Origin of the sequence: Pseudarthrobacter oxydans (assembly GCF_030812335.1) — a bacterium.
GTDB classification, from domain to species: Bacteria; Actinomycetota; Actinomycetes; order Actinomycetales; family Micrococcaceae; genus Arthrobacter; species Arthrobacter oxydans_B.
Window position 1 is genome coordinate 142,862 of sequence record NZ_JAUSSN010000003.1, and the last position, 24,151, is coordinate 167,012.

General features: G+C 66.9%; 24 protein-coding genes, 1 other RNA gene and 1 riboswitch. Of the genes, 16 read left to right on the forward strand and 9 right to left on the reverse strand.

All coding sequences use genetic code 11. The features are described 5' to 3' along the window. The first annotated feature begins 80 nt into the window (after positions 1 to 80). The 5 genes from J2W14_RS05945 to J2W14_RS21205 all read left to right on the forward strand — a co-directional run bounded on the left by J2W14_RS05945 (position 81) and on the right by J2W14_RS21205 (position 6,448). Positions 81 to 3,878 (forward strand): multifunctional oxoglutarate decarboxylase/oxoglutarate dehydrogenase thiamine pyrophosphate-binding subunit/dihydrolipoyllysine-residue succinyltransferase subunit, encoded by a 3,798-nt coding sequence (locus tag J2W14_RS05945; RefSeq protein ID WP_307459788.1) that lies wholly within the window; start codon positions 81 to 83, stop codon positions 3,876 to 3,878. A 129-nt stretch (positions 3,879 to 4,007) separates the two neighbouring features. After that, positions 4,008 to 4,607, forward strand: a complete 600-nt coding sequence (locus J2W14_RS05950; RefSeq protein ID WP_307459791.1) for a GDSL-type esterase/lipase family protein — start codon at positions 4,008 to 4,010, stop codon at positions 4,605 to 4,607. 128 nt (positions 4,608 to 4,735) lie between these two features. Next, positions 4,736 to 5,563, forward strand: coding sequence for a DUF4097 family beta strand repeat-containing protein (locus J2W14_RS05955; RefSeq protein ID WP_307459794.1), 828 nt, complete (start codon positions 4,736 to 4,738; stop codon positions 5,561 to 5,563). After that, a complete protein-coding gene (locus tag J2W14_RS05960) occupies positions 5,563 to 6,183 on the forward strand; it encodes a PadR family transcriptional regulator (protein ID WP_307459797.1) in 621 nt (206 codons plus the stop codon). The genes J2W14_RS05955 and J2W14_RS05960 overlap by 1 nt, the downstream gene beginning before the upstream one ends. 190 nt (positions 6,184 to 6,373) lie before the next feature. After that, the gene (locus J2W14_RS21205) at positions 6,374 to 6,448 is read left to right on the forward strand and encodes a 50S ribosomal protein bL37 (protein ID WP_104061284.1); all 75 of its coding nucleotides are present in this window, start codon (positions 6,374 to 6,376) and stop codon (positions 6,446 to 6,448) included. A 102-nt stretch (positions 6,449 to 6,550) separates the two neighbouring features. On the opposite strand, the gene rsrA is transcribed toward J2W14_RS21205, so the two are convergent. Further along, positions 6,551 to 6,811 carry a mycothiol system anti-sigma-R factor gene (gene rsrA, locus J2W14_RS05965; RefSeq protein ID WP_282381740.1) on the reverse strand — a complete coding sequence of 87 codons (261 nt, stop codon included), beginning with the start codon at positions 6,809 to 6,811 and terminating at the stop codon, positions 6,551 to 6,553. Next, on the reverse strand, positions 6,808 to 7,728 hold the full coding sequence (locus J2W14_RS05970; protein ID WP_370871217.1) for a sigma-70 family RNA polymerase sigma factor: 921 nt from the start codon (positions 7,726 to 7,728) through the stop codon (positions 6,808 to 6,810). The genes rsrA and J2W14_RS05970 overlap by 4 nt, the downstream gene beginning before the upstream one ends. Before the next feature lie 219 nt (positions 7,729 to 7,947). Between J2W14_RS05970 and J2W14_RS05975 the strand changes: the two genes are divergently transcribed. The 11 genes from J2W14_RS05975 (at position 7,948) to J2W14_RS06025 (ending at position 16,686) form a co-directional block, all read left to right on the forward strand. Continuing rightward, complete coding sequence (locus J2W14_RS05975) at positions 7,948 to 8,529, forward strand: DoxX family protein (RefSeq protein WP_307459803.1); 582 nt, start codon at positions 7,948 to 7,950, stop codon at positions 8,527 to 8,529. 7 nt (positions 8,530 to 8,536) lie between these two features. After that, positions 8,537 to 9,955 (forward strand): 3-phosphoshikimate 1-carboxyvinyltransferase, encoded by a 1,419-nt coding sequence (gene aroA, locus J2W14_RS05980; protein WP_307459807.1) that lies wholly within the window; start codon positions 8,537 to 8,539, stop codon positions 9,953 to 9,955. Then, positions 9,939 to 11,054, forward strand: coding sequence for a ribosome small subunit-dependent GTPase A (rsgA, locus tag J2W14_RS05985; protein ID WP_307459809.1), 1,116 nt, complete (start codon positions 9,939 to 9,941; stop codon positions 11,052 to 11,054). Before aroA ends, rsgA begins: the two co-directional genes overlap by 17 nt. A 55-nt stretch (positions 11,055 to 11,109) precedes the next feature. Next, positions 11,110 to 11,922, forward strand: a complete 813-nt coding sequence (hisN, locus tag J2W14_RS05990) for a histidinol-phosphatase (RefSeq protein WP_282381733.1) — start codon at positions 11,110 to 11,112, stop codon at positions 11,920 to 11,922. A gap of 107 nt (positions 11,923 to 12,029) precedes the next feature. Beyond that, a riboswitch (SAM riboswitch) is annotated at positions 12,030 to 12,143 on the forward strand. A 34-nt stretch (positions 12,144 to 12,177) separates the two neighbouring features. After that, positions 12,178 to 13,644, forward strand: a complete 1,467-nt coding sequence (locus tag J2W14_RS05995) for an aminotransferase class V-fold PLP-dependent enzyme (protein WP_307459812.1) — start codon at positions 12,178 to 12,180, stop codon at positions 13,642 to 13,644. Positions 13,645 to 13,788: 144 nt separating this feature from the next. Beyond that, positions 13,789 to 14,547 (forward strand): class I SAM-dependent methyltransferase, encoded by a 759-nt coding sequence (locus J2W14_RS06000; RefSeq protein ID WP_307459815.1) that lies wholly within the window; start codon positions 13,789 to 13,791, stop codon positions 14,545 to 14,547. A gap of 36 nt (positions 14,548 to 14,583) precedes the next feature. Next, a complete protein-coding gene (locus J2W14_RS06005) occupies positions 14,584 to 15,291 on the forward strand; it encodes a metal-dependent transcriptional regulator (RefSeq protein WP_307459817.1) in 708 nt (235 codons plus the stop codon). Then, a complete protein-coding gene (locus J2W14_RS06010; RefSeq protein WP_307459820.1) occupies positions 15,284 to 15,697 on the forward strand; it encodes a fluoride efflux transporter FluC in 414 nt (137 codons plus the stop codon). The genes J2W14_RS06005 and J2W14_RS06010 overlap by 8 nt, the downstream gene beginning before the upstream one ends. Continuing rightward, complete coding sequence (locus tag J2W14_RS06015; protein ID WP_307459824.1) at positions 15,694 to 16,068, forward strand: fluoride efflux transporter FluC; 375 nt, start codon at positions 15,694 to 15,696, stop codon at positions 16,066 to 16,068. Before J2W14_RS06010 ends, J2W14_RS06015 begins: the two co-directional genes overlap by 4 nt. A gap of 62 nt (positions 16,069 to 16,130) precedes the next feature. Continuing rightward, a complete protein-coding gene (locus J2W14_RS06020) occupies positions 16,131 to 16,502 on the forward strand; it encodes a hypothetical protein (RefSeq protein ID WP_307459828.1) in 372 nt (123 codons plus the stop codon). A gap of 49 nt (positions 16,503 to 16,551) precedes the next feature. Next, positions 16,552 to 16,686 (forward strand): hypothetical protein, encoded by a 135-nt coding sequence (locus J2W14_RS06025; protein ID WP_307459832.1) that lies wholly within the window; start codon positions 16,552 to 16,554, stop codon positions 16,684 to 16,686. Positions 16,687 to 16,804: 118 nt separating this feature from the next. Here the strand turns inward: J2W14_RS06025 and J2W14_RS06030 are convergent, their stop codons facing one another. The 7 genes from J2W14_RS06030 to ftsE all read right to left on the reverse strand — a co-directional run bounded on the left by J2W14_RS06030 (position 16,805) and on the right by ftsE (position 24,070). Continuing rightward, entirely contained in the window at positions 16,805 to 17,746 is a 942-nt protein-coding gene (locus J2W14_RS06030) for a CatB-related O-acetyltransferase (RefSeq protein ID WP_307459834.1), read from the reverse strand. A 64-nt stretch (positions 17,747 to 17,810) separates the two neighbouring features. Continuing rightward, entirely contained in the window at positions 17,811 to 19,568 is a 1,758-nt protein-coding gene (locus J2W14_RS06035; RefSeq protein WP_307459837.1) for a glycosyltransferase family 61 protein, read from the reverse strand. Positions 19,569 to 19,827: 259 nt separating this feature from the next. Continuing rightward, positions 19,828 to 20,196, reverse strand: a transfer-messenger RNA (tmRNA) gene (gene ssrA, locus J2W14_RS06040). Positions 20,197 to 20,326: 130 nt separating this feature from the next. After that, positions 20,327 to 20,797, reverse strand: coding sequence for an SsrA-binding protein SmpB (gene smpB / locus J2W14_RS06045; protein ID WP_226759107.1), 471 nt, complete (start codon positions 20,795 to 20,797; stop codon positions 20,327 to 20,329). A gap of 108 nt (positions 20,798 to 20,905) precedes the next feature. Then, positions 20,906 to 22,318, reverse strand: coding sequence for a peptidoglycan DD-metalloendopeptidase family protein (locus tag J2W14_RS06050; RefSeq protein WP_307460591.1), 1,413 nt, complete (start codon positions 22,316 to 22,318; stop codon positions 20,906 to 20,908). A gap of 34 nt (positions 22,319 to 22,352) precedes the next feature. Beyond that, complete coding sequence (gene ftsX / locus J2W14_RS06055; protein WP_307459842.1) at positions 22,353 to 23,267, reverse strand: permease-like cell division protein FtsX; 915 nt, start codon at positions 23,265 to 23,267, stop codon at positions 22,353 to 22,355. Beyond that, positions 23,264 to 24,070, reverse strand: coding sequence for a cell division ATP-binding protein FtsE (gene ftsE / locus J2W14_RS06060; protein WP_307459844.1), 807 nt, complete (start codon positions 24,068 to 24,070; stop codon positions 23,264 to 23,266). Before ftsE ends, ftsX begins: the two co-directional genes overlap by 4 nt. Positions 24,071 to 24,151 lie beyond the last annotated feature (81 nt).

Sequence of the window (24,151 nt, forward strand, 5' to 3'; positions counted from 1 at the left end):
ACGCGGAGACTGGTTCAATCGTCGTGCTGAGGCACCGTGAAACCAGTGGGAATCAAACTCATGGAAGAGGCGTAATTCAAGTGCCAGAGCAGCCTAGCCACCGTCTACCAGAGGAATTTGGCGGAAACGAGTGGCTCGTTGACGAACTATACGAGCGGTATCAGCAGGACAAGAACACGGTGGATGCCAAGTGGTGGCCCTTGTTCGAATCCTTCGGCGCCGGCGACAGCTCGTCCACCAACGGAGCCTCAGGCGCAGCGACAGTTGCGCACCCCGCCACCCGCGAACTTCCCGTAGTAGCCCCGGCTGCCGCGGCGGCAACGCAGCCGCCGGCGCCCGCCCCTGCCGCACCGGCCCCCGCCGCACCGGCCCCCGCCCCGGCGAAGAAGGCCCCGGCCACCGTTGCCCGCGACGGCTCCAAGACCCCGGACGCCGGCCCCGGCACCGCGCCGATCCCGGCCCAGCTCCCCAAGAACATCAAGGCCCCGACGGCCCCCGAGGAAGACGTCGTTTCCGTCCTCCGCGGACCGGCCAAGGCCATCGCCACCAACATGATCACCAGCCTGGAGGTTCCGACCGCCACCAGCGTGCGCGCGATCCCGGCGAAGCTGCTGATCGACAACCGCGTGGTCATCAACTCCAACCTGGCCCGTGCCCGCGGCGGCAAGGTCTCCTTCACGCACCTCATCGGCTACGCCGTCATCCGTGCCCTGGCCCAGTTCCCGTCGATGAACGTCTACTACGACGAGGTCGACGGCAAGCCTGTCGCGGTCCAGCCGGCGCACGTGAACTTCGGCATCGCCATCGATATGCCGAAGCCCGACGGCTCCCGCCTGCTGATGGTGCCCAACATCAAGAAGGCGGAGACCCTCAACTTCTCCGAGTTCTGGCACACCTACGAGGACCTGATCAAGCGTGCCCGCGCCGGCAAGCTGACCGCCGACGACCACTCCGGCACCACGGTCTCGCTGACCAACCCCGGCGGCATCGGCACCGTGCACTCGGTGCCGCGCCTGTCCAAGGGCCAGGCCGCCATCATCGGCGTCGGAGCACTGGACTACCCGGCCGAGTTCCAGGGCGCCAGCGCGAAGATCATCGCGCACAACGCCATCAGCAAGGTCCTCACACTGACCTCCACCTATGACCACCGCGTCATCCAGGGTGCCGGCAGCGGCGAGTTCCTGAAGCTTGTGCACCAGCTCCTGCTCGGCGCGCAGAACTTCTACGACGAGATCTTCGAATCCCTGCGCATCCCCTACGAGCCCGTGCGCTGGAGCCCGGACCTGCAGGTGGACCCGGCCGACGAGATCAACAAGGTCGCCCGGATCCAGCAGCTCATCCACGCCTACCGCGTCCGCGGCCACCTCATGGCGGACACCGATCCGCTCGAGTACGTGCAGCGCAAGCACCCGGACCTCGACGTCCTCACCTACGGCCTCACGCTGTGGGACCTGGACCGCGAGTGGCCCACCGGCGGCTTCGGCGGCAAGCCGATGCTCACCTTCCGCGACATCCTCGGCGTGCTCCGCGACGCGTACTGCCGCACCGCTGGCATCGAATACATGCACATCCAGGACCCGGAAGAACGCAAGTGGTTCCAGGACCAGATCGAGCACCCGTACTCCAAGCCGAGCCGCGACGAGCAGCTCCGCATCGTCTCCAAGCTCAACGCCGCCGAGGCCTTCGAGACCTTCCTGCAGACGAAGTTCGTCGGCCAGAAGCGCTTCTCGCTCGAGGGCGGCGAGTCGCTGATCCCGCTGCTGGATGCCATCATCTCCGACGCGGCCGACGACGAACTCGACGAAGTGGCGATCGGCATGGCCCACCGCGGCCGGCTCAACGTGCTCACGAACATCGCCGGCAAGACCTACGCCCAGGTCTTCCGCGAATTCGAAGGCACCCAGGACCCGCGCTCCGTGCAGGGCTCCGGCGACGTGAAGTACCACCTCGGCACCGAAGGCACCTTCACCTCGGACAACGGCAAGGAGACGAAGGTCTACCTCGCCGCCAACCCGTCCCACCTCGAGGCCGTGGACCCCGTCCTCGAAGGCATCGTCCGCGCCAAGCAGGACCGCCTCGACCAGGGCGAAGCCTTCCCCGTGCTGCCGATCATGGTGCACGGCGACGCCGCCTTCGCAGGCCAGGGCGTCGTGGCGGAGACGCTCAACCTCTCCCAGCTGCGCGGCTACCGCACCGGCGGCACCATCCACATCGTGGTCAACAACCAGGTCGGCTTCACCACCGCCCCGTCGTCATCGCGTTCCTCCACCTACTCCACGGACGTCGCCAAGATGATCCAGGCGCCGGTGTTCCACGTGAACGGCGATGACCCGGAAGCCGTGGTCCGGCTCGGACAGCTCGCCTACGAGTTCCGCCAGCGGTTCCACAAGGACGTTGTCATCGACATGGTCTGCTACCGCCGGCGGGGCCACAACGAGGGCGACGACCCCTCGATGACCCAGCCGCTGATGTACAACCTGATCGAAGCCAAGCGTTCGGTCCGCAAGCTGTACACCGAATCCCTGATCGGCCGCGGTGACATCACCGAAGAAGAGGCCGAACAGCTGCTCCGGGACTACCAGGAACGGCTGGAGCGTGTCTTCGCCGAGACCCACGCCGCGCAGACCTCCCCGATCCCGATCATCAAGGCGGACTCCGCCGCGGTGTCCGATCTGGAGCGCCCGCTGGCCCAGCAGGCCGATTCCGGCACCAGCGCCCCGGCCTCGACGGCGATTTCCGCCGAGACCCTGGCACGGATCGGCAAGGCCCACATCGATATCCCCGAGGGCTTCACGGTCCACGCCAAGCTCAAGCAGCTGCTGGAGAAGCGTGAAGTGATGTCCCGTGAAGGCGGCATCGACTGGGGCTTCGGCGAACTGGCCGCCTTCGGTTCGCTCATCATGGAAGGCGTTCCCGTCCGGCTCGCCGGCCAGGACTCGCGCCGCGGCACGTTCGTGCAGCGCCACGCCGTCTTCCACGACCGCGCCAACGGCGACGAGTGGCTGCCCCTGGCCCACCTCTCCGACGACCAGGCCAAGCTGTGGATTTACGACTCGCTGCTGTCGGAATACGCGGCCATGGGCTTCGAGTACGGCTACTCGGTGGAACGCCCGGATGCCCTGGTGCTCTGGGAAGCGCAGTTCGGTGACTTCGTCAACGGCGCGCAGACCATCATCGACGAGTTCATCTCCTCGGCCGAGCAGAAGTGGGGCCAGAGCTCCTCGCTCGTGCTGATGCTGCCGCACGGCTACGAGGGCCAGGGACCGGACCACTCCTCCGCCCGGATCGAGCGCTTCCTGCTGATGTGCGCCGAAGAGAACATGATCGTGGCCAACCCCACGACCTCGGCGTCGCACTTCCACCTGCTGCGCCGCCAGGCGTACAGCCGGCCGCGGAAGCCGCTGATCATCTTCACGCCGAAACAGCTGCTCCGCCTCAAGGCCGCGGCGTCGTCGGTGGAGGACTTCACCACCGGCAGCTTCCGGACGGTCATCCCGGAGCACGAGCAGCTGCAGGGTGACGCCGTCGAGCGTGTCCTGCTGGTGTCCGGCCGCCTCTACTACGATCTGCTGTCCACCCGGCAGAAGACCGGCGACAAGACGACGGCGATCGTCCGGGTCGAGCAGCTTTACCCGCTGCCCGCCGCCGAGATCACCGCCGAGCTTGCCAAGTACCCGAACGCCGAAGTCGTCTGGGCACAGGACGAGCCCGCCAACCAGGGTCCGTGGCCGTTCATCGGCCTCAACCTGCCGGACGCCCTGGACCGCCGGGTCAGCCTCGTTTCCCGCCCCGCCTCGGCTTCCACCGCGGCAGGATCGATGAAACGCCACGCAGCCGAGCAGGACGCGCTGCTCAAGCAGGCTTTCGCACGTAAGTAAGGTCAGCGCTGCCCGGCCGGAGATGGAAATACGCAACTCCGGCCGGGCACCGTTGTTTAACCGGCTTTGTCCCCTCCATCGCGGATGGTGGGGACGGCTTAATGGACGCTCTGAAGTGAAGAGGTAGTCGTGGAAGATCGAAAGCTGCGGATCGCAGCCGTGGGCGATGAAATGCTGGCCGGCCTGGGCGACCCCCGCGCGCTGGGCTGGCTGGGGCGGGTGCTGGCGCGCACGCCGCAGGACGGGCTGTCCCTGGAGTGCTATTCCCTGCCCTGCCCGCAGGAAGGCACGGAAGGCCTGGCCGCCCGCTGGTTCCAGGAAGCCGGCCGGCGCTTCAACGACCACCACGAGAACCGGCTGGTGATCGGGCTCTCCGGACGCGATGTCGAATTCGGGCTCTCCACGGCCCGCAGCCGGCTCAACCTCGCCAACATCCTCGACTCCGCGTCGCAGAACAAGATCGAGGTCTTCGTCGTGGGCCCGCCGCCGACCCTGGACCCGACCCAGAACCGCAGGCTCGGAGAGCTCAACACCGCCTTCGCCGACGTCACGACGCGGCGCAAACACCTCTACGTCGACACGTTCTCCCCCCTGCTGAACCACGAGCAGTGGCGCCAGGACCTCGCCGCCAACGGCGGCACCCCCGGCCAGGCCGGCTACGGGCTGATGGCCTGGCTCGTGCTGCACCGCGGCTGGTTCCAGTGGCTCAGAATCGACGCCCCGGAGTAGCCTGCCCCCACACCCGCCGGCGGACTTCGCGATATATCTTGACTCTGCAAATCCGGCGATATATCGTGACTTCATAGTCACGATATATCGCAATGATTTCGCAGAAGTATCGCCCGCCCGGAGGAACCATGACAGAGAACTACTGGACCGTCACCGGTCCGCAGACCATCGACGTCGACGGCGTCCGCTCGCTTAAGCTCGGCATCGTCCGGGGCCGCTTCGACATCGTCAGGCACGATGAGGCCGTCACCCGGGTCGAAGTGTCCGACGTGCACGGCGACCCGCTGGCGGTCAGCCTTGTCGACGGCCGCCTGGAGGTCCGGCACCAGCTGCACGGGCCGCAGGGCTGGTTCAAGAACCTCATGGGCACCGTCAACAACAGCAGCAGCAACTCGGTGGTCGTCAGCATCGCCCTGCCCGCCGGCGTCGAGGTCGAGGCCGGCACCGTCAGCGGCGACGGCATGGTCTCCGGGATCAGCGGGCGCACCCGGCTGAACACGGTGTCCGGTTCCGTCCTGGCCGACGGAACCTCCGGGGACCTGTCCGTCAGCACCGTGAGCGGCGAAGTGATCGCCCGCAACCACCACGGCGTGCTGACGGCCAAGAGCGTCTCCGGCGAGGTCACGGCCTCCGGCGATTTCAGCCACATCCGCGCCAACACCGTCAGCGGGGACCTGAGCTTCGACCTGCACGGCTTCACCCAGGACTTCGGGGCGAATTCGGTGTCGGGTGATGTCACCATCCGCCTCCCGCACGACGTCGGCGTCGACATCATCGCCAAGTCCGCCAGCGGCGCCATCGTGATCAACGACCAGCGGTACAACCAGCCCAGCGGGAGCGTGCAGACCATTGCCGGCCCCGACTCCCAGCTCATGCTGGTCCGCACCAACTCCGTCTCCGGGAAGACATCGATCTTCCACGGGCGGCCGGGCGCGGATCCCACGAAGGGCCCCTGATGCCTCCGGTCTTTGCCCACGGGGCGCTGCGCCTCTACCTGCTCGCGCTGCTGGAGTCGGGTCCGAAGCACGGCTACGAACTCATCAAGGCGCTCAGCGAACGCTTCGGCGGCACCTACTCCCCCAGTGCCGGCACCATCTATCCGCGGCTTAGCAAGCTCGAGGAGGAGGGGCTGGTAGCCACCCACACCGAGGGACGCCGGACGTACTACAGCATCACCCCGGACGGCCTTGCGGAGCTGGACAGCCGGCGGGACGAACTCGCCGGCGTGGAAAACGACATCTCCGCATCGATCCGGCGGCTCGCGGACAACCTGCGGCAGGACATCAAAGCCAACATGCGCGGGCTGCGGGCCGACCTGGCCGCCACGGCCGAGGCCGCGCGTTCCTCGGCCCGTGCGGCCGGATCAACGGTCGCCTCGCTGGCAGGCCAGCGCTACTCGCAGGAGGGCGACAGCCGGCTGCGCGAGGCGGAGATGCTGGTGCAGGCCTTCCGCGATGACATCCGCGTGGAACTGCGGCGGCACGGCGGCCGGCATCCGATCACGCCCATGACGCTGGAGACGGTCAAGACGGTGCTGGACCAGGCCCGGATCTCCATTCGCAACTCCCTGGAGTGATCCGCCGGCCGTGATCGCCCTCTGTTTGTCCCCGCGCTTGTCGCTGCGCTTGTCCCTCTGATTGTCCCTGCGCTTGTCCCTGCGCTTATCCCTGTGGCGCGCTTCCCGCCCCGCCGGTTCGCGGCCGGTGCCCTGATGTGGGAGACTTGAGGGCAGCTCTTTTGAGTACCAAAAATTAAGGAGGCCAGCTATGAGCAAGCGTGCACGTAAACGTCGTGACCGTAAGCGTGGCGGCGCGAACCACGGCAAGCGCCCCAACGCCTAAGCAAAGCTTGGAATGACAGCTTTAAACGAATGACCCCGGAAACCTCACGGTTTCCGGGGTCATTCGTTTTGACGGGCGGGACGTCGGAACGTCCCCGCCGGGTCAGGCCTCGACCGGGTTGCTGTTGTGAATCCGGTCCAGGATCGAGTTCTTGAGGTTCTCCGGGGCAGCCTCGGTGCAGGAACGCTTCACCATGACGCGGATGACACATTCGAGGTCGTACTGCTCAAAGCACTCCGGGCACCCATCCAGGTGGTCCTTGATCTCGGCGATGTCATCGTGTGTGAGGGCACCATCCAGATACTCATAGATACGTTGCATCCGGGCGTCGTCGCAGTCGCCCAGTCCCTGGCAGTCGCTCATTTCCTGTTCTCCTGTTTGTTGCTTCCGGCCGCCGCAGTGGCATCGGCGCCCTTGAATCCCCGCTCGGCGGCGTAATCAGCGAGCATGTCCCGCAGCATCTTCCGGCCCCGGTGCAGGCGGGACATCACGGTCCCGATCGGGGTGTTCATGATGTCTGAAATTTCCTTGTACGCGAAGCCCTCGACGTCGGCAAAGTAGACCGCCAGCCGGAATTCCTCCGGGATGGCCTGCAGGGCGCGCTTCACGTCCGAGTCCGGCAGATGGTCGAGCGCCTCCGCCTCTGCCGAGCGGAGCCCGGAGGAGGTGTGGGACTCGGCCCGGGCGAGCTGCCAGTCCTCGATGGTGTCCGAATTCGACTGCAGCGGTTCGCGTTGCCGCTTGCGGTAGAGGTTGATGTACGTGTTCGTCAGGATGCGGTAGAGCCAGGCCTTCAGGTTGGTGCCCGGTTTGTACTGGTGGAACGCGGAAAACGCCTTCGTGTAGGCCTCCTGGACCAGGTCCTCGGCATCAGCAGGATTCCGGGCCATCCGCATGGCGGCAGAGTACAACTGGTCGACGTACTGCATGGCGTCGCGCTCGAAGCGTACCCGGCGTTCCTCCGTGGTCTCCGTCGCCACGTCCAGGGCCTGACCGTCCACGATCGTCTCCCGGGCGGCAGCCTCCCGCACGGCGTCAGCCGCTGAGGCGTTCGTTGCCGGGGCGCCGGACTCCGGGACCGCTCCCGGGGCAGGTTCGGGGAGTGCGCCGGCGGGGCCGGCTACAGGTGACTTCGCGGGCGTGGCGCCGTTTCCGGCAACCTCGTGCATGGCCGCAACGGCCGGATCCATGGTGCTCATTGCGTCCCAGTCTACTGTCACCTTGCGGCGGGCGCCCGGAACAGCCGGAATTGCCGGACTTGTCCGGTCCTGCCGGGCCATGCTCCACAATTCCGCGGGTTCCGCGTCCAGTTGCGCATCCTTCACCAGAATCAAATGTCCGCCTCCCTGCTCGTCATCAGCTCATTGTCCGGCCGCAAACCGGCGGCCGGGACCTTTCATGCACAACCCCGCCCGGCAGGCAAATATTCCGCAAAAGTGCAAGACTAGAACCGGTTCTCCCGCATTGATTCCGCGGTTCGTCCATCCAGGAGGAAATTCATGTCGTTTGTCCGCTTTCTCGCCCGTCCCATGCTCGCCTCCAGTTTCGTCCTCGCAGGCATGGACAAGCTTAAGAACGCGGACGACACGGCCACGCAGCTGTCACCCCTGCTGCGCCGCGCGGCTGAATCCCTGCCGTTCCAGACCAACGAAAAGGTCCTGGCCCGCGTTATCGGCGGCACCCAGGTCGGAGCGGGCGTGCTCTTCGCGCTCGGCAAGTCTGCGCGCCTCGCCGCGACTGTCCTGGCCGTCATCTCCGCACTCAACGGTTACGTTGAATGGCGCAGCGCCGACATCACCTCCAAGGAGGGCCGCGATGCCCGCCGCAAGCAGCTGCTCAAGAACGTCTCGCTGACCGGCGGCGTCCTGCTGGCTGCCGTCGACACGAACGGCCGGCCCAGCCTGGCCTGGCGCGCCGAGCACCTGGCCGCGGATGTCAAGAAGTCCACCGGCCACCTCGCCGCCGACGTGAAGAAATCCACCGGCCACCTCGCCGCCGACGTCAAGAAGACCACCGGCAAGCAGCTGAAGAAGGCCGACAAGGCCGTGCGCAAAGCCGTAGACCACACCGTCGGGGCCTAAGACAGCAATGACAGGCACCACCCCCACCGCAGCTGCCCACGCCGACCCCGCCGCAGGCGCTCCGCTCTGGCGGGCGCCGTTCGCCGGACAGCCGCTTGACGCAACGGTCACGGTTCCGGGATCCAAGTCCCTGACCAACCGGTACCTCGTGCTGGCCGCACTCGCCGATGGACCTTCACGGTTGCGCGCGCCGCTGCATTCCCGGGACTCAGCGCTCATGATCGAGGCACTGCGGCAGCTCGGGGCCACCATCACGGAGGTTCCGGGGGACGGCGATTTCGGTCCCGACCTGGCCATCACGCCCATCGGCCTGGACGCCGCCGGGGCCCGGACCGGTATCGACTGCGGACTGGCCGGGACGGTCATGCGGTTCGTGCCGCCCGTCGCGGCCCTGCGCCGGGGAGTGACACTGTTCGACGGCGACCCGCACGCGCGCAAGCGCCCGATGGGGCCGATCATCGAGGCGCTCACCGGGCTGGGCGTCGCCGTCACCGCGCCCGACGGCGGCCCCGCCTCCTCGCTGCCCTTCGCCGTCGACGGCACCGGCGAAGTGCGCGGCGGGCACCTGGTCATCGACGCCAGCGCCTCGTCGCAGTTTGTTTCCGCGCTGCTTCTGGCCGGAGCCCGCTTCACCGAGGGCCTGCACCTCGAACACCGGAGCAAGGACCACGCCGGGACGCCCGTCCCCAGCCTGGACCACATCAACATGACGGTCGCCGTGCTCCGCGGAGCCGGGGTGGCCGTGGATGACTCCCGCCCGAACCACTGGATTGTCTCCCCCGGGCCGATCCGCGCCTTTGACCTCAGGATTGAACAGGACCTCTCCAACGCGGGCCCCTTCCTCGCGGCGGCCCTGGCCACCCGCGGCACCGTCCGCATCCCCAACTGGCCGGCCGAGACCACCCAGGTCGGCGATCTGTGGCGCAGCATCCTCACGACGATGGGGGCCGCGGTGACGTTCACGGACGGCACCCTGACCGTCACCGGCGGCCCGGAGATCAAGGGCGCGGACTTCGACGAGACCAGCGAGCTCGCCCCCACGGTCGCCGCGCTCTGCGCCCTGGCCAGCGGCCCCTCGCGGCTGAGCGGCATCGCCCACCTCCGCGGGCACGAAACGGACCGGCTGGCCGCGCTCGTCGCCGAAATCAACCGCCTGGGCGGCGACGCCGAGGAGACCTCCGACGGGCTCATCATCCGGCCCGCACCGCTGCACGGCGGTGTCGTCCACAGCTACGCCGACCACCGCATGGCCACGGCCGGCGCCATCCTGGGCCTGGCCGTTCCCGGCATCGAGGTCGAGGACATTGCGACCACCGCCAAGACCATGCCGGACTTCCCGCAGCTCTGGGAGTCCATGCTCGCCCAGGGCTCCGCCGGCAGCGCAGCCCCCGCCAAGAAGGGCCCGTCCGGTGGCACGCAGCACTGACTCCTGGGATGAATCCGACGTCCGGATCCGCCCCAACAAGAAGGGCACGCGGCCCCGCACCAAGGACCGGCCGGCCTACGACGACGCCGTCACCGGGCGGATCATCACCGTGGACCGCGGACGCTACACGGCCGTCGTCGCCGAGGGCACGCCCGAGGAACGCAAGATCATTGCCGCCCGGGCCCGGGAACTGCGCCGCAACCCCGTCGTCGCCGGCGACTTCGTCTCGCTCGTCGGGGACGTCACGGGCGAGCCGGACACCCTGGCACGGCTGGTCAAGATCCAGGGCCGCAGGACGCTGCTGCGGCGCAGCGCGGACGACACGGACCCGATCGAGCGCGCCGTCGTCGCCAACGCCGACACGCTGGTGATCGTGGTCGCGGCCGCCAATCCGGAGCCGCGGACCGGGTTCATCGACCGGGCCCTCGTGGCCGCGTACGACGCCGGAATCGCGCCGCTGCTGCTCGTCACCAAGGCCGACGTCAAGGATCCCGCGGAACTCCTCGCCAACTACCAGCACCTTGCCTTCCCGGTGATCATCTCCAAGACGGCCGATTCCGCCGCCTCCGGCATCGATGCCCGCTCGGATGACGGGCTCTCCGCCCGGCTGGACAAGGACGCCGTCTCCCAGCTGCGCGCCCACCTCGACGGGAAGGTCACCGTCATGCTGGGCCACTCCGGCGTCGGCAAGTCCACCATGGTCAACGCCCTGACCGGCGCCGAGCGCGCCACCGGCGGCGTGAACGCCGTGACCGGGCGCGGCCGCCACACCTCCTCCTCCGCTGTGGCCCTCAAGGTCAACGATGCGCCGCCGGGCAGCTGGATCATCGACACCCCCGGCATCCGTTCCTTCGGCCTGGCCCATGTGGACCCCGACCGGATCCTGCGGTCCTTCCCCGACCTCGAGCCCGGCACCGACGACTGCGAGCGGGGCTGCAAGCACGATTCCAGCGCCGTCAACTGCGGCGTGGACGCCTGGGTGGCCGCCGGCCATGCCGGCGAATCAGGCCCCGCCAGGCTGGCCTCACTCCGCCGCCTGCTGGGGACCGACCCGCGGATGGAAGCCCAGGACGTCAAGGAATTGGGCACCGTCTCCTAGCGGGCTGCGGCGCAGCCTACCGCTCCCCCGCCCGCTTTGGCGGTAGTTTGGAACCATGAGTCAACCCGCTTCGAGCTACAACGATGACCTGCGCCTTGCCCATGTACTGGCAGATTCCGTAGATTCCCAGACCATGAGCCGCTTCAAGGCGCTCGACCTTCGGGTGGAGACGAAGCCGGACCTGACGCCGGTGACCGACGCCGACAAGTCGGTCGAGGAAGCCATCCGCGGCCAGCTCTCCCGCTCCCGTCCCCGCGACGCCGTCCTCGGCGAGGAGTTCGGCAGTTCCGGCCACGGCTCCCGCCGCTGGATCATCGACCCGATTGACGGGACCAAGAACTTCGTCCGCGGCGTCCCCGTCTGGGCCACGCTGATCGCCCTCGTCGACGAGGGCGAGCCGGTCGTCGGCGTCGTCAGCGCCCCGGCGCTGGGCAAGCGCTGGTGGGCCGCCAAGGGCGCCGGAGCGTACATGGGCCGTTCGCTGGCGGCCGCCACCCGGCTGAAAGTCTCCAACGTCGCCAAGCTCTCGGACGCCTCCCTGTCCTATTCGAGCCTGGGCGGCTGGAAGCAGCGCGGCAACCTTGACGAGTTCCTGGGCCTCACCGAGGAGGTCTGGCGCACCCGCGCCTACGGGGACTTCTGGTCCTACTGCCTCGTGGCCGAAGGCGCCGTCGACATCGCCTGCGAGCCCGAACTGAACCTTTACGACATGGCCGCGCTGGTCCCGATCGTCACGGAGGCCGGCGGTCGCTTCACCTCCCTCGAGGGCGAAGACGGCCCGTTCGGCGGCAACGCCCTCGCCACCAACTCCATCCTGCACTCGGAGGTCCTCAAGCGCCTGAACCCGGGCCTGGACGACCTGCTCTAGAGAAGCCCCGTTCGGATGCCGCCGTCCCGGCGGCGTCCCGTAACAAAGCGCTTCACATTCCTGCTCCGTCTTTTCTGCGGCAGCGGGCATGACCTACGCTCGATGCAGGTCACGAGTGCCAGCGCGAAACCCCGGTTTGCTGGCCGGCAACCCTCCATTCGCGGTGGGGTGCCCCGGGTGACGACCTGGCCGGTCCGGAACGGACCCGGCAAGCGCGGATCCCCGGCGTGTGGGGTCCTTTTCGAGCGAGGTCCCATGACGACTGCCACTATTCCCGCCACTCCTGAATTCAAGACCGGCGCCGCCGAGTCCCGTCCCGACGCGCGGTTTGCCGTCGCCCGCCGGCCGCTGGCCGCCGTGACCGGCGCCGAGATCCAGGCACCGCTGATCCAGGGCGGCCACGTCCGCTACGCGAACCTTGACTACGGCGCCTCGGCCCCTGCCCTGTCCGTCGTCTCGGCCTACCTGAACGAGATCCTGCCGTTCTACGCCAGCGTCCACCGCGGCGCCGGCTACGCCTCACAGATCAGCACCTCGGTCTACGAAAACGCCCGCACCATTGTCCGGGAGTTCGTGGGCGGCCGGCCGGACGATGCGGTGATCTTCACCCGGAACACCACCGATTCCCTGAACCTGCTGGCCGGGTGCCTGCCCGCCCCCGGCGGTGTGCACACCGGCGAGGTGCTGTACCTCGACATCGAACACCATGCCAACCTGCTGCCGTGGCAGCGCGTCCCGCACCGCAGCGTCATCGCCGCGCCCACCCTCGCCGCCACGCTCGAGCTGCTCCGCGCGGAGCTCGCCCAGGGCGGCGTCAGCCTGCTCGCGGTGACCGGCGCCTCCAACGTCACCGGGGAGATCCTGCCGATCCGGGCCCTGGCCGCCCTGGCCCACGACTACGGCGCCAGGATCGTCGTCGACGCCGCCCAGCTGGCGCCGCACCGGCGGATCGACATCGCTGCGGACGACGTCGACTACCTCGCCTTCTCCGGGCACAAGCTCTACGCACCGTTCGGCGCCGGCGTACTGATCGGCCGCCCCGACTGGCTCGACGCCGGCATCCCGCACCTGGCCGGCGGCGGGGCCGTGCAGGACGCCCGGATTGACAGTGTCAGCTGGACCACCGGCCCCGCCCGGCATGAAGGCGGCTCCCCCAACGTCCTCGGCGCCGCCGCCCTCGCCAAGGCCACCCAGGTGATCGCCGACCTGGACGTGGACCAGTGGCACGCGCACGAAAACGCGATCCGGTCCTTCCTCGTCGAGGGCCTCGCCCGGATCGAAGGCGTGACCGTCCACCAGATCTTCCCGGACAGTGCGTCCTTCGACTCTCCGGCTGGCGCCGGGCCTGACACCGCCACGGGAACCGGCACCATCGGCGTCGTTAACTTTTCGCTGGAAGGCTACGACGCGGGCCTCGTGGCGGCGTACCTGTCGGCCGAACACGGCATCGGCCTGCGGGACGGCCGCTTCTGCGCGCACCCCCTCCTCCGGCGGCTCGGGCTGCCCTCGGGCTCCCTGCGGGCCAGTTTCGGCCTCGGTTCCCGGCTGGAAGACGCCCAGCGGCTGCTCGCCGGCCTCCAGGAACTGCGCCGGACCGGCCTCGGCTGGGACTACGTGGTGGATGCCGGACGCTGGGTGCCGTCCAACGACGCCCGCACCTACCCGCACTGGGCCCCCAACACGCCCGGCACCGCCGGCGCGGCCCCCTGCACCCAGGACTGACGGCCCGCTGCGGTCCCGCTGCGGTCCCCGGGGGTCCCGGTGTGTCCCGGTGTGTCCCGGCGGCGCCCTGTGGGGAACCACCGGCGCCGCCGCGTGCGGTAAATTCGAAAGGTACCCATACGGACCTGCCGAAGGAGAGCGCCCGTGGCACGCGGCGGACCCAAACTGCATGAGGAACGCCGCCAGGAGCTGGGGCAGAGCTTCCAGGACGGCGGGGAACACTACGACCGCGTCCGCCCCGGGTATCCGGCCGATTCGGCTGACTGGCTGATCCCACCGGGCGCGAGGGACGCCGCGGACCTCGGCGCCGGAACCGGGAAGTTCACGGCGCTGCTGGTCGGGCGCGGCCTGCATACGGTCGCGGTGGACCCTTCCGCGGACATGCTGGAGCAGCTGCGCCGGACGCTCCCGGGCGTCACCGCCGTCGAGGGAACCGCCGAGCACACCGGGCTGCCCGCCGGGGCGTTCGACGTCGTGACCGTCGCCCAGGCCTGGCACTGGTGCGATCCGCGCCTGGCCAGCACGGAGACCGCACGGATCCTCCGCCCCCACGGTGTGCTGGGGCTGATCTGGAACCAGCTGGACACCTCCGTTCCCTGGGTGCACCGCCTCTCGCGCATCATGCATGCCGGCGATGTCCACAAGCCGGATTTCAGACCGCCCCTCGGCCCGGAATTCACGGCGCTGGAGAGCCACCTCACGCGCTGGGAAGATCCGGTGCGCACCGCGGACATCATCGAGCTGACGAAGTCCCGCAGCTACTACCTGGCGGCCAGTGAGGCGACCCGGGCCAAGGTCCTGGGCAACCTCGACTGGTATCTGCACGAGCACCTCGGCCACCACCCCGGCGAGGTCCTCCCGCTCCCCTACCTGACGCAGAGCTGGCGGGCGGTCCGGGCCTGACGGTCTCCGGCGCCGCCTGACGGTAGGCTGGAAACTGTGAAGACCAGTCTGCCCTCCTCCTCGATCGAGGACTACGTCAAGGTCATCTACTCCTTTACGGAGTGGCAGGACAAGCCCATCACCTCCACCCAGCTGGCCCAGCGACTTGGCGTGGCCAACTCGTCGGTCTCTGAGATGGTCCGCAAGCTCAAGGACCAGGGCCTCGTGGACCACCAGCCCTACAGCGCCATCACGCTGACGGCCGACGGCGTCCGGCTGGCGTTGTCCATGGTCCGGCGGCACCGGCTGATTGAAACGTTCCTCGTCCGGGAGCTCGGCTACCGCTGGGATGAAGTCCACGACGAGGCCGAACTCCTGGAACACGCCGTCTCGGACACGTTCATCGAACGGATGGCAGCCAAGCTCGGGAACCCGGTGCGGGACCCGCACGGCGATCCGATCCCGGCGGCGGACGGTTCCGTACAGGTGCCCGCGGCCCACCGGATGAGCGACCTCGACGACGGCCACACGGGCCGGATCACCCGGATCAGCGACGAGAACCCCGAGCTGCTGCGCTACCTTTCGGCCGAGGAGATCGACCTGGACGCCGAGGTCGAGGTCCTGGGCCGCAAGCCGTTCGGCGGTGCCCTGGTGGTGCGCATCGGATCCGGTGCGGCCCGGCACGAGTTCGACCTCGCCGAGGAAGTCGCCTCCGCCCTCTGGGTCCACAGCGAGTCCCGCCATCCCGGCTGCAGTCTTGAGTGACACCAGCGGCTGGCGTGCGTGGACGGCGGTCGCCGTCGGCGGCCTGATCGGAACGGAACTGCGCTACGGTGCCGGCCTGGTGTTTCCCGAGACAGCCGGCGCCATCCCCTGGACCACCCTGGTGATCAACGTCGTCGGCAGCTTTGTCCTCGCGGCCCTCACCACGGTCTGGATCGCACGGCCGAAAACCGCGTTCTGGCTCCGGGCCGGGCTCGGGCCCGGACTGCTGGGTTCCTTCACCACCTTTTCGGCCGTGGTGTTCGCCGTCGACCAGCAGTTCCGCGCCGGATTCCATGCCAGCTGGCTGGCCTACCTGGGCCTGTCGCTGGTCCTGGGCCTCGGCGCCGCGGCCGCCGGCTGGAAAACCGGCAAGGCCCTGGCCGACCTCAGCGGCGGAGCCGCATGATCACCGCTGCGCTGGTGGGTGTCTTCGGCGTCGCCGGCGCCCTGCTGCGTTTCGCCGTCGACTCCTGGTTTGCGCACCGCCCGGGGCGCCACCCGCACTGGCCGTGGGCGACCCTCACCGTCAACGTGGCCGGCTCCTTCATCATCGGCGCCGCCCTGGGCATCACCGGGCAGCTGGGGCTCGGGCCCGAGTGGCAGTCCGGCCTCACGGCCGGGCTCGCCGGCGGTCTCACCACCTTCAGTTCCTGGACCACCGCCACGGTGCGGCTGGTGAGCGAGACGCGCTACCGCGCCGCCGCCCTCAACATCACCGCGAACCTTGTCGCCGGCCTGGCGGCGGCAGCGCTCGGACTGACCCTCACCGGGCTGTGACGAGCCTAACTCCGGCGCCCTGACGGCGATTCGGGGACCGTCCCATCCCGTATCGTTGAAGGATGGTTACCCGACGTGAAGCAGCCCAGATCCTCGACATTCCGCTGGAAATGGCCCACCGTCACGGCATCCCGTCCCGGCTGAGCGACGCCGAACTCGGCGACCTCCTGGACAACCCGCCGGCCTGGCTTGTCCAGTCCAAGGCCAACCGCACCGGCAAGCGCCCCATCTGGGTCCAGCTGACCTGCGCGGTCTGCGGGTTCTCCGAGGCGGCACGGCCGAAGAAGTGGTGGCCGGAGTTCACCTACGTGTGCTGCCCCCACCACGCGCCGTACGAGGTCCCCGGCGTCGCCGCCGGGCTGGTCCGCAGCGAATATGAGGGCGTGGGCAGCCGCTTCGTCGGCATCGTGGACGTTGCGGTGCCCGAGGCGTAACTTAATATCACGGGGCCATCCCGGCCCCCTGCTGTTAGGGAGCGCCCACATGCCTGACAAAACGCCGCACCAGAGCACGGCCAAGAAACCGGTAAAAACCATCAAGGAAAAACGCGCCGAGAAAAAGTCCAAGAACGTCGCGGAAACGCACACGGACCCCGTCGCCCACATCAAGAAGCGCTGAGCAAAGCCCGCCAGCCGGGCCAGCCCAGGCAAAGCAAAAGACCGGAAGCTTACGCTTCCGGTCTTTTGCAGCCGCGAGCGAGGGCCGGTCGCTAGCCTCAGGCCAGGAGGAAGGCTTCTTAGTGTTGCGCCGTACTCTTGGGCAACCGCGTCGAGTCTCTTGACGCGAGCGGTGCCGCCGCCAGGAACGATTCGATGTCCGGACCCAGTATCAGCGGAAGAAACTCATCGACCTGTTCGTCCGGCCAGTTCCACCATTCGATTTCAAGAAGCTGGTCGATAATTTCCGGCTGGAACCTGTACTTGAGGACTCTCGCCGGGTTCCCACCCACAATGGCATAGGGTGCCACGTCTTTCGTGACAACCGCGTGGGCTCCGATCACGGCCCCGTGCCCAATCGTGACACCCGATGTGATGAAAGCAGAAGCTCCGATCCAAACGTCGCTGCCGATGGTCACAGCGCCGTGGGACCGGTGGTCCGCCAGTCCGGCCGCGGACGGCCACCATGTGGCGAGTGTCGAGAAAGGATATGACGAGACGGAATCAGTTCTGTGATTCCCCAGCGCGATCTGCACTCCGGCCGCCACCGAGCAGAACTTTCCGAGCTCCAGGTGGGCTGAGGGACGCTCAAATATCACGGGCTTCCCGTACGTATGATCTCCAATGTCCCAGCCGAACTTAGCAATGTCATCCGCCATCAGCATTCTCGTCAGCTGCGGCCAGCGTCCCCTGTCCTCCCAGGAAACGGAACTTGCCGTGAATATCACACTGGGATTCATCAGGGACGGTCCCTCGAAGGCCTCGCCTCCCCCTGATGCGGGCATGCGATCCAAGCGGCTGGTGACGCGACCGTCCTTGTGGATGAAGACGAGCGCGCCGTCCTCCACGCGCCAGCCGCTCTCGTACGGGTGGTTGTAACCGGACAAGCTGCCGTCGGGCAAGAACCGGAGGGCCGGACTCAGCACGCGATCGTTGGCTCGAAGCGACCAGATTCCGCGGGTAAGTTCCTTCTCTACGTCCCGACTGGCGGGCGCTGTCTCATCAACTTCAGAAAAAGGCATTCTGGAAGCCTACAGCGGGACCGGTGGCGCACGTGATTTTGCCGGGCGGCACCTTCCTCATCGTTCAGAGGTCGTTGAGGATCTGCTCCAGGCGGGCGCCGTCCCGTTCAAAGTTGAACTCATAGTCCCAATTCGTGGCTCCAAGGGGGCGACCCGCCGAATCCACGTCCCGGTTGCCCTTGATGTCATCGCACCAGAAGTTGTGTAACCGATGGTTCATGACCGTAGTGATGAAGTACTCGTTGGTCGCGACATAGGCAGTGTTCACGAACCCGATGATGTCCATGGGCTGCGCGGAGAACATCGCGCTGTACAGCCCGGAGCCGATGTAGCCGGCGGCGACCTTTGCGTTGGCGAACGCCGTGGCTTGCTCCTGGAGGGACAGGTCCTCCGGATAGATGACACGGAAGCCGTGCCGAACGAACAAGGTCTCAAGCTCCTCCATGTTCAAGCACTCACGCCACATTCCCGGCCGGCGTGAGACAAAGATTCGATCACCAAAAGGGGACCGCCCACGGTCCAGGTTCTTCCCGAGCCGCTCGAAGGTTTCTCGGAGCATGGGATGGACATACTTCATGTTGTGGAACAACGGCATGGGTGCAAACAGAGAGGCCAGCCGCACCGGACCCTTGAAGATGTGTATGTCTGACTCTCCGATACCGTAGGCCTCCAGTAGCGCAGATTGATAGGGCAGCAGATTGCCCTCCGCGGTCGGAGAACTGATGAGGATCTTCAGGTCAGGGTTCTTCGCCTTCACTTCGTCCCAGGCGTAGAGCCTCGGCACTGCCTCCGTCATGAAGTGGCCAAAGTGCCGGCTGTATTCCAAATCGAGGTAGTAGTACTGGCCAGCCAGGCTCACCGGTTCCGCGTCGGGTAGCGGGGACCAGGCGAAGTAGTGGTTGAGGGCGTTCAGGGCCGTGTTGCCCAGGCGGCCGATGAGACCCAGCCGGAACGTGTCGGGCAGGGCCAGAGAGTCCTTGAGGAGGACTTGACGGGGCAGAGCGACGACATCATGGTATTCGCGGACATAGAGTTCCGGGACGTGGATGGGATTAGGGAACTTCTGAGCGGCCAAATCCGGATTGTTACCTGTGACGAGGGCCTCCGAGGTGACTACGGCCGCCTCCGTCCGTGACACAACACGACCCCAAGTTTCACCGTACCGGGCCTGCAAAATGCTGTTGGCTTCTCCGTGCCGGAGCTTGCATGCCTTGTGTCCCTTGCTGGAGATGGCAAGCAACTTCCCGTCAAACTCGATCCGGTGGACGGCCCGCGCCAGTTCCTTGTCGTCAGCACTCGCGCCAGCGGGTGCTTTGCCGCCGGAGCCCTTGATCACCAGCAAGCGGCTGACCAGCTGCCACAGATCCTCTTTGTCATCGTCCAGAAGTGACGGGATGTAGCTGGCGTGGAGGTCCTCAGCGATGTAGATCCCTGCATCGCCAACATAAGGAAAAAGTTGTCGAAAGATCTCGCGCTTTTGGCTTTTTCGATTGGGGCTGTCCTCGATGAGGACGTCGTACGGTCCTGAAGACGCCAGGGCCCTGTGCACACCGATCAGGTCACGGACGGGTTGCATGCGAACGTTCGGTCGGAGCCTTGCGTAGTCATCGACAGCCGCGAAGCTGATGGCAGTGACCGTTGCGTCAGGAAGGAACTCGGCGAAGGTGTTCGCGATGGCCACCGGGCGAGTCCCCAAGATGATCGCAAGGTGCCGAACGTCCTTGCCTTCGAGCAGTGACTGGTATCGGTCGAGGTAGTCGTGGCCCCCGGACGCTTGATCAATCTTGTTGCGCAGGCCAATGTCATTCAAGCTGATCGCCAAGTTTGGAGCTCCGATGTTGTCGCTATGCGCCGATACTCCCGGCGTATTGGTCTCCGTCAATCCTAGGGCAGCAGCGGGAGTGTCCGGCCCTGACTTAAGGCGGCGGCCATCTTCCGGTACTTGGCGATGGTCCCTTGCTGGGGTCTGCGCATCGCTTCCATGCCTGTCCCCGATCGGTGCCGTTCTCGCCGACAAAACGAGCCTTTCGCCACCAGGCAAAAAGATAGGCCCCGGATCGCTGGGATCCAGGGCCTGTCTTGGGTGGAGATGGGGGGAATTGAACCCCCGTCCGATGTCGTGTTGTCAGGTCTTCTCCGGGCGCAGTTTGCGTCGGATTTTCTCGGCCCCAGCCATGCTGCAAACAGCTGGCTGATCCGGGCCCAGTCATCAAAGAGTCCCGTTCACCCCGATGACGGGGGTAAACAGCAGTGGCTATTTAAATGACGCCAGGATCCGGGGCAATAGCAACCTCGGGCTGACGGACTGTCTTACTGCTTAGGCAGCGAGAGCGAAGTCAGTGCGTTTTGATTCGGCACTTATTGGTTTGCAGACAGCGTTTACGAGATAATTCTGCATCCTCGGCCCGCTTCACCTGTCGCGACTAACATCGTCGAAACCGATCATCCCCGTATTTTTTTATCAAACCGGACAGGCCTGGCGCTTGACCGCTATTGCGGTTTCCGCGCCGTTCCTTCCCGGACTACTAGCATAACGCACGTCCCCGCGGAATCATTCCCGCGGGTTTCTGGTGTTGGTCCCTAGCGCCGGTTCCGCTCGCGCATGACGCGCAGGGCCTCGCGCTTGTCCTGCTGTTCGCGCAGGGTCTGGCGCTTGTCGTATTCCTTCTTGCCGCGGGCGACGCCGATCTCCACCTTGGCCCGCCCGTCCAGGAAATACAGCTGGAGGGGGACGATCGTGAAGCCTGATTCGCGGATCTTGTGCGAGATCTTGGTGAGTTCGTCGCGGTGCAGCAGCAGCTTCCGACGGCGGCGCGCGGCGTGGTTGGTCCAGCTCCCCTGGTGGTACTCGGGGATGTGGATGCCCTCCATCCACAGCTCGTCGTTGTAGAAGGTGCAGAAGCCGTCAACCATGGAGGCGTGTCCCTCACGGAGCGACTTCACCTCGGTGCCCATGAGCGCGATCCCGGCCTCGTACGTGTCGAGGATCGTATAGTCGTGCCGGGCCTTACGGTTGGTGGCCACTACCTTACGGCCACTTTCTTTCGGCACGGTAGAACTCCTTGAATCGATGGGTGGGCCCGCTGCCGGGGCGGCGCGGGCTTCTTCCAGTTTACGGCAGAGCCGCAGCCCAGCCGCGGGCCTTCCGCTCCGGGCGGATCAGAGCAGGTTCATCGGGTCCACGGCCCGGCCGTTGAGCCAGGTCTCGAAGTGCGAATGGCAGCCGGTGGAGTTGCCGGTGGTTCCCGAATACGCGATCAATTGTCCCTGGCTGACCTGCTGTCCGGGGGAAACCGTCACACTGACGTTGTGGTAGTAGATGGTGGTCAGCGAGTTTCCCTGGACGACGCCGTGGGAGATCTTCACATTGTTGCCGCCGCCGTCGTTGGCCCAGCCGGCTGAGAACACGTTGCCCGCCGCGGCGGCGTAGACCGGCGTGCCGCAGGCCGCGGCGAAGTCGATGCCGGTGTGCATGTAGCCACCCTGGCCGTAGAAGTCGGTGGTGCCCGGCGGCGTAACGCGCCAGCCGAAGCCGGAACTAATCCGCACGCCGTTGAAGGGGTGCCGCAGCCCGAACGCCGACGGGTTTCCGGGCGGGGCGGGGACGTACGGAGCCGGGGGCCTGACCTGCCCGGCGGCACGGGCGGCAGCCGCGGCCGCTGCCGCGGCGGCCTCGGCGATCCGGCGCTGTTCAGCTTCCCAGGCCTCGCGCAGCTTGCGGTCGCGCTCGACGATGTCCGCCGCGACGGCGTCCTGCTGGGCCTTGACCTGGGCGATCTGGGTCTGGATGGCGGGCTTGGCGGCCTGGAGTTCGGCGTCGAGCCGGGTGGTGTCGGCGATGAGCTGGTCCACCTGGGCCTTTTTGGCCTCGGCCTCGTCACGGGCGGCCTGTTCACGGGCCAGGGCGGCGTCGGCCTTGGCCTTGAGATCCTTGATTTCGGCTTCCACCGCTTCGAGCCTGGCCTGGGAGTTGACGTTGGTGGCGTTTTGCTGGGTGAGCTTGCCCATCGCCGAGTTCTGGCTGCGCATGGCCTGGTCGGCCAGGTCGATGGTCTCCGTGAGGCTGCCGCCGCTGTTTGAACCGAAGAACAGCGACAGGTTGGAGGGCACACCGCCGGACTTGTAGGCCTGGGTGGCGATCTGCCCGATCAGCTTCTTGGTGTCGGCGATTTTCTGCTTGTCCGTCTCAAGCTGCTGGGTGATCTTGGCCTTGTTCTGCTGGGCAAGGTCCACGCGCGCGGCGAGGGCCTCGGCCTCCTTCACGGCACTGGCCACGCGGCCCTGGGCCTCCAGCAGGGCCTGCTGCGCACCCGGGAGCTGGCCCTGGTACAGGACGAGGTCCGAGGCGGCCTGCGCGATCCTGGAGTCCACGAATTCGAGGGAATGCTGGACCCGGGCCGCTTCTTCGCGGAGCGCGGCCTGCTGGTCCTCGAGGGTATCGGCGAACGCCACCGGGGTCGGGCCGCCAAGGCTCGCCGCCAGAACGAGCGCCAGCGCGGCGCTGACAATACGGCTGCGGCGGCCGGCCGCCGGGAGCCGGGTCGAAACCGGCCGGGGGGCGGGTCGGTGCATCCGTGTCATGGGTATTCCCTTTTCGTTGCGCACTCTAAACCCTCAAGTATCGCCGGAGGGTCAGGAGCGATGATACTCCTGCCAGCAGGACGCCGAGGCCGATCAGGGCCGGCGCCAGGATCAGCGTCTGAGCTGCGGAGATAAAGGCGGTGTCCGGATACTGCTGGGACAGGTAGCCGCCGAGGAAGAAGTGCGCCACGGCCCACAGTGTTGCCGAGGCCAGCGCCGCGCCGATCACGGCGGCAATCACGCCTTCCAAAATGAACGGCAGCTGGATCACAACTTTCGAAGCCCCGACCAGGCGCATGATCCCGGTCTCCCGCCGCCGGCTGAAGGCCGAGAGCCGGATCGTGGTGGCAATCAGCAGGATCGCGCAGACGATCATCACGCCGGCGACACTGACGGCCACGAGCGACGCGGCGTTCATGACCGAGAAAAGCCGTTCCAGGAGCTGGCGCTGGTCGATCACGGTTTCGACGCCGGCCTGGGAGGAGAACGTCTCGCTGATGATCTGGTACTTCTCCGGGTCCTTCATGTTGATCCGGAACGAGGCCGGAAGCTGGTCCGGCGTCACCGAGTCCACAATCGGGGAGTTGGAGAACTGCTCCTTGAAGTGCTTGTACGCGTCGTCCTTGGACTCGAACTGGAAGTCGTTGACGTACTGGGCCACGGCGGGCGATTCCAGCAGCTTGCCCAGGTTGTCCTGCTGCTCCGGGGTGGCGGGGCCGGTGGCGCAGCCGGCCGCCGTCGAACCGTCACTGCAGAGGAAGATGGCGACCTGGACCTTGTCGTACCAGTAGCCCTTCATCTGGTTGATCTGCAGCTGCAGCATGCCGGCGGCGCCGACGAAGGTCAGGGACACGAACGTCACCAGGATGACCGAGACCACCATGGAGAGGTTCCGGCGCAGGCCGCTGCCGATCTCGGCCAGGACAAACTGGAGCCTCACAGCTGGCCCTCCCCTGCGGCGCGGGCGTCGGCCCCGGTGCCGGCCGCCGGGACGGCAGCGGGCTCGGGTTCCCGTCCGCTCGCATCCCGCAGGCGGCGTGACTGTCCCACGATCGGAATCATGGAGGTGTAGAGGGCCTTGGCTTCGTCCCGGATGATGACGCCGTTGCGGAGCTCGACGACGCGTTTGCGCATCTCGTTGACGATGTCGTCGTCGTGCGTGGCCATCACGACGGTGGTGCCGTTCTGATTGATCTTGTCCAGCACCCCCATGATGCCCATGGAGGTGGTGGGGTCCAGGTTGCCGGTGGGCTCATCGGCCAGCAGGATGCCCGGCCGGTTGACGACGGCGCGGGCGATCGCCACGCGCTGCTGCTCGCCGCCGGAGAGTTCGTGCGGAAGGCGGTTTTCCTTGCCTTCGAGGCCGACGGTCTTCAGGACCTCGGGAACAGTGTCGCGGATGACGCTGCGGCTCTTGCCGATGACCTGCATGGCGAAGGCGACGTTGGCGAACACGGTCTTCTGCGGCAGCAGGCGGAAATCCTGGAAGACGACGCCGATCCCGCGGCGGAGGCGGGGCACGCGCCAGCTGGAGATGTTGGCTACGTTCTGGCCCGCGACGTAGACGGCACCGGAGGAGGCGCGGTCCTCTTTGAGGACAAGGCGCAGGAAGGTGGACTTGCCGGAACCGGAGGCCCCGACCAGGAAGGCGAATTCGCCACGGTCGATCTCAAGGTTGATCGAATCCAGCGCCGGTCGCGCCTTCTGGTCATAGACCTTGGTGACATTTTCGAAACGGATCATGGCCCTAAGTACCCTGCAGGACGTGGACGGGTACGGCCCTGTTCTGCTGCCGGCGCGCGGGCTTTCTAGTGGGGGAAGTAG

What these genes read in the sequence shown, in the direction of transcription:
- J2W14_RS05955 (WP_307459794.1), top strand. Translation starts at nt 4,736, where the DNA reads ATGACAGAGAACTACTGGACCGTCACCGGTCCGCAGACCATCGACGTC.
- J2W14_RS05960 (WP_307459797.1), top strand. Translation starts at nt 5,563, where the DNA reads ATGCCTCCGGTCTTTGCCCACGGGGCGCTGCGCCTCTACCTGCTCGCG.
- rsrA (WP_282381740.1), bottom strand. Translation starts at nt 6,811, where the DNA reads ATGAGCGACTGCCAGGGACTGGGCGACTGCGACGACGCCCGGATGCAA.
- J2W14_RS05970 (WP_370871217.1), bottom strand. Translation starts at nt 7,728, where the DNA reads ATGGCCCGGCAGGACCGGACAAGTCCGGCAATTCCGGCTGTTCCGGGC.
- J2W14_RS05975 (WP_307459803.1), top strand. Translation starts at nt 7,948, where the DNA reads ATGTCGTTTGTCCGCTTTCTCGCCCGTCCCATGCTCGCCTCCAGTTTC.
- aroA (WP_307459807.1), top strand. Translation starts at nt 8,537, where the DNA reads ATGACAGGCACCACCCCCACCGCAGCTGCCCACGCCGACCCCGCCGCA.
- hisN (WP_282381733.1), top strand. Translation starts at nt 11,110, where the DNA reads ATGAGTCAACCCGCTTCGAGCTACAACGATGACCTGCGCCTTGCCCAT.
- J2W14_RS05995 (WP_307459812.1), top strand. Translation starts at nt 12,178, where the DNA reads ATGACGACTGCCACTATTCCCGCCACTCCTGAATTCAAGACCGGCGCC.
- J2W14_RS06015 (WP_307459824.1), top strand. Translation starts at nt 15,694, where the DNA reads ATGATCACCGCTGCGCTGGTGGGTGTCTTCGGCGTCGCCGGCGCCCTG.
- J2W14_RS06020 (WP_307459828.1), top strand. Translation starts at nt 16,131, where the DNA reads ATGGTTACCCGACGTGAAGCAGCCCAGATCCTCGACATTCCGCTGGAA.
- J2W14_RS06025 (WP_307459832.1), top strand. Translation starts at nt 16,552, where the DNA reads ATGCCTGACAAAACGCCGCACCAGAGCACGGCCAAGAAACCGGTAAAA.
- J2W14_RS06030 (WP_307459834.1), bottom strand. Translation starts at nt 17,746, where the DNA reads ATGCCTTTTTCTGAAGTTGATGAGACAGCGCCCGCCAGTCGGGACGTA.
- J2W14_RS06050 (WP_307460591.1), bottom strand. Translation starts at nt 22,318, where the DNA reads ATGCACCGACCCGCCCCCCGGCCGGTTTCGACCCGGCTCCCGGCGGCC.
- ftsE (WP_307459844.1), bottom strand. Translation starts at nt 24,070, where the DNA reads ATGATCCGTTTCGAAAATGTCACCAAGGTCTATGACCAGAAGGCGCGA.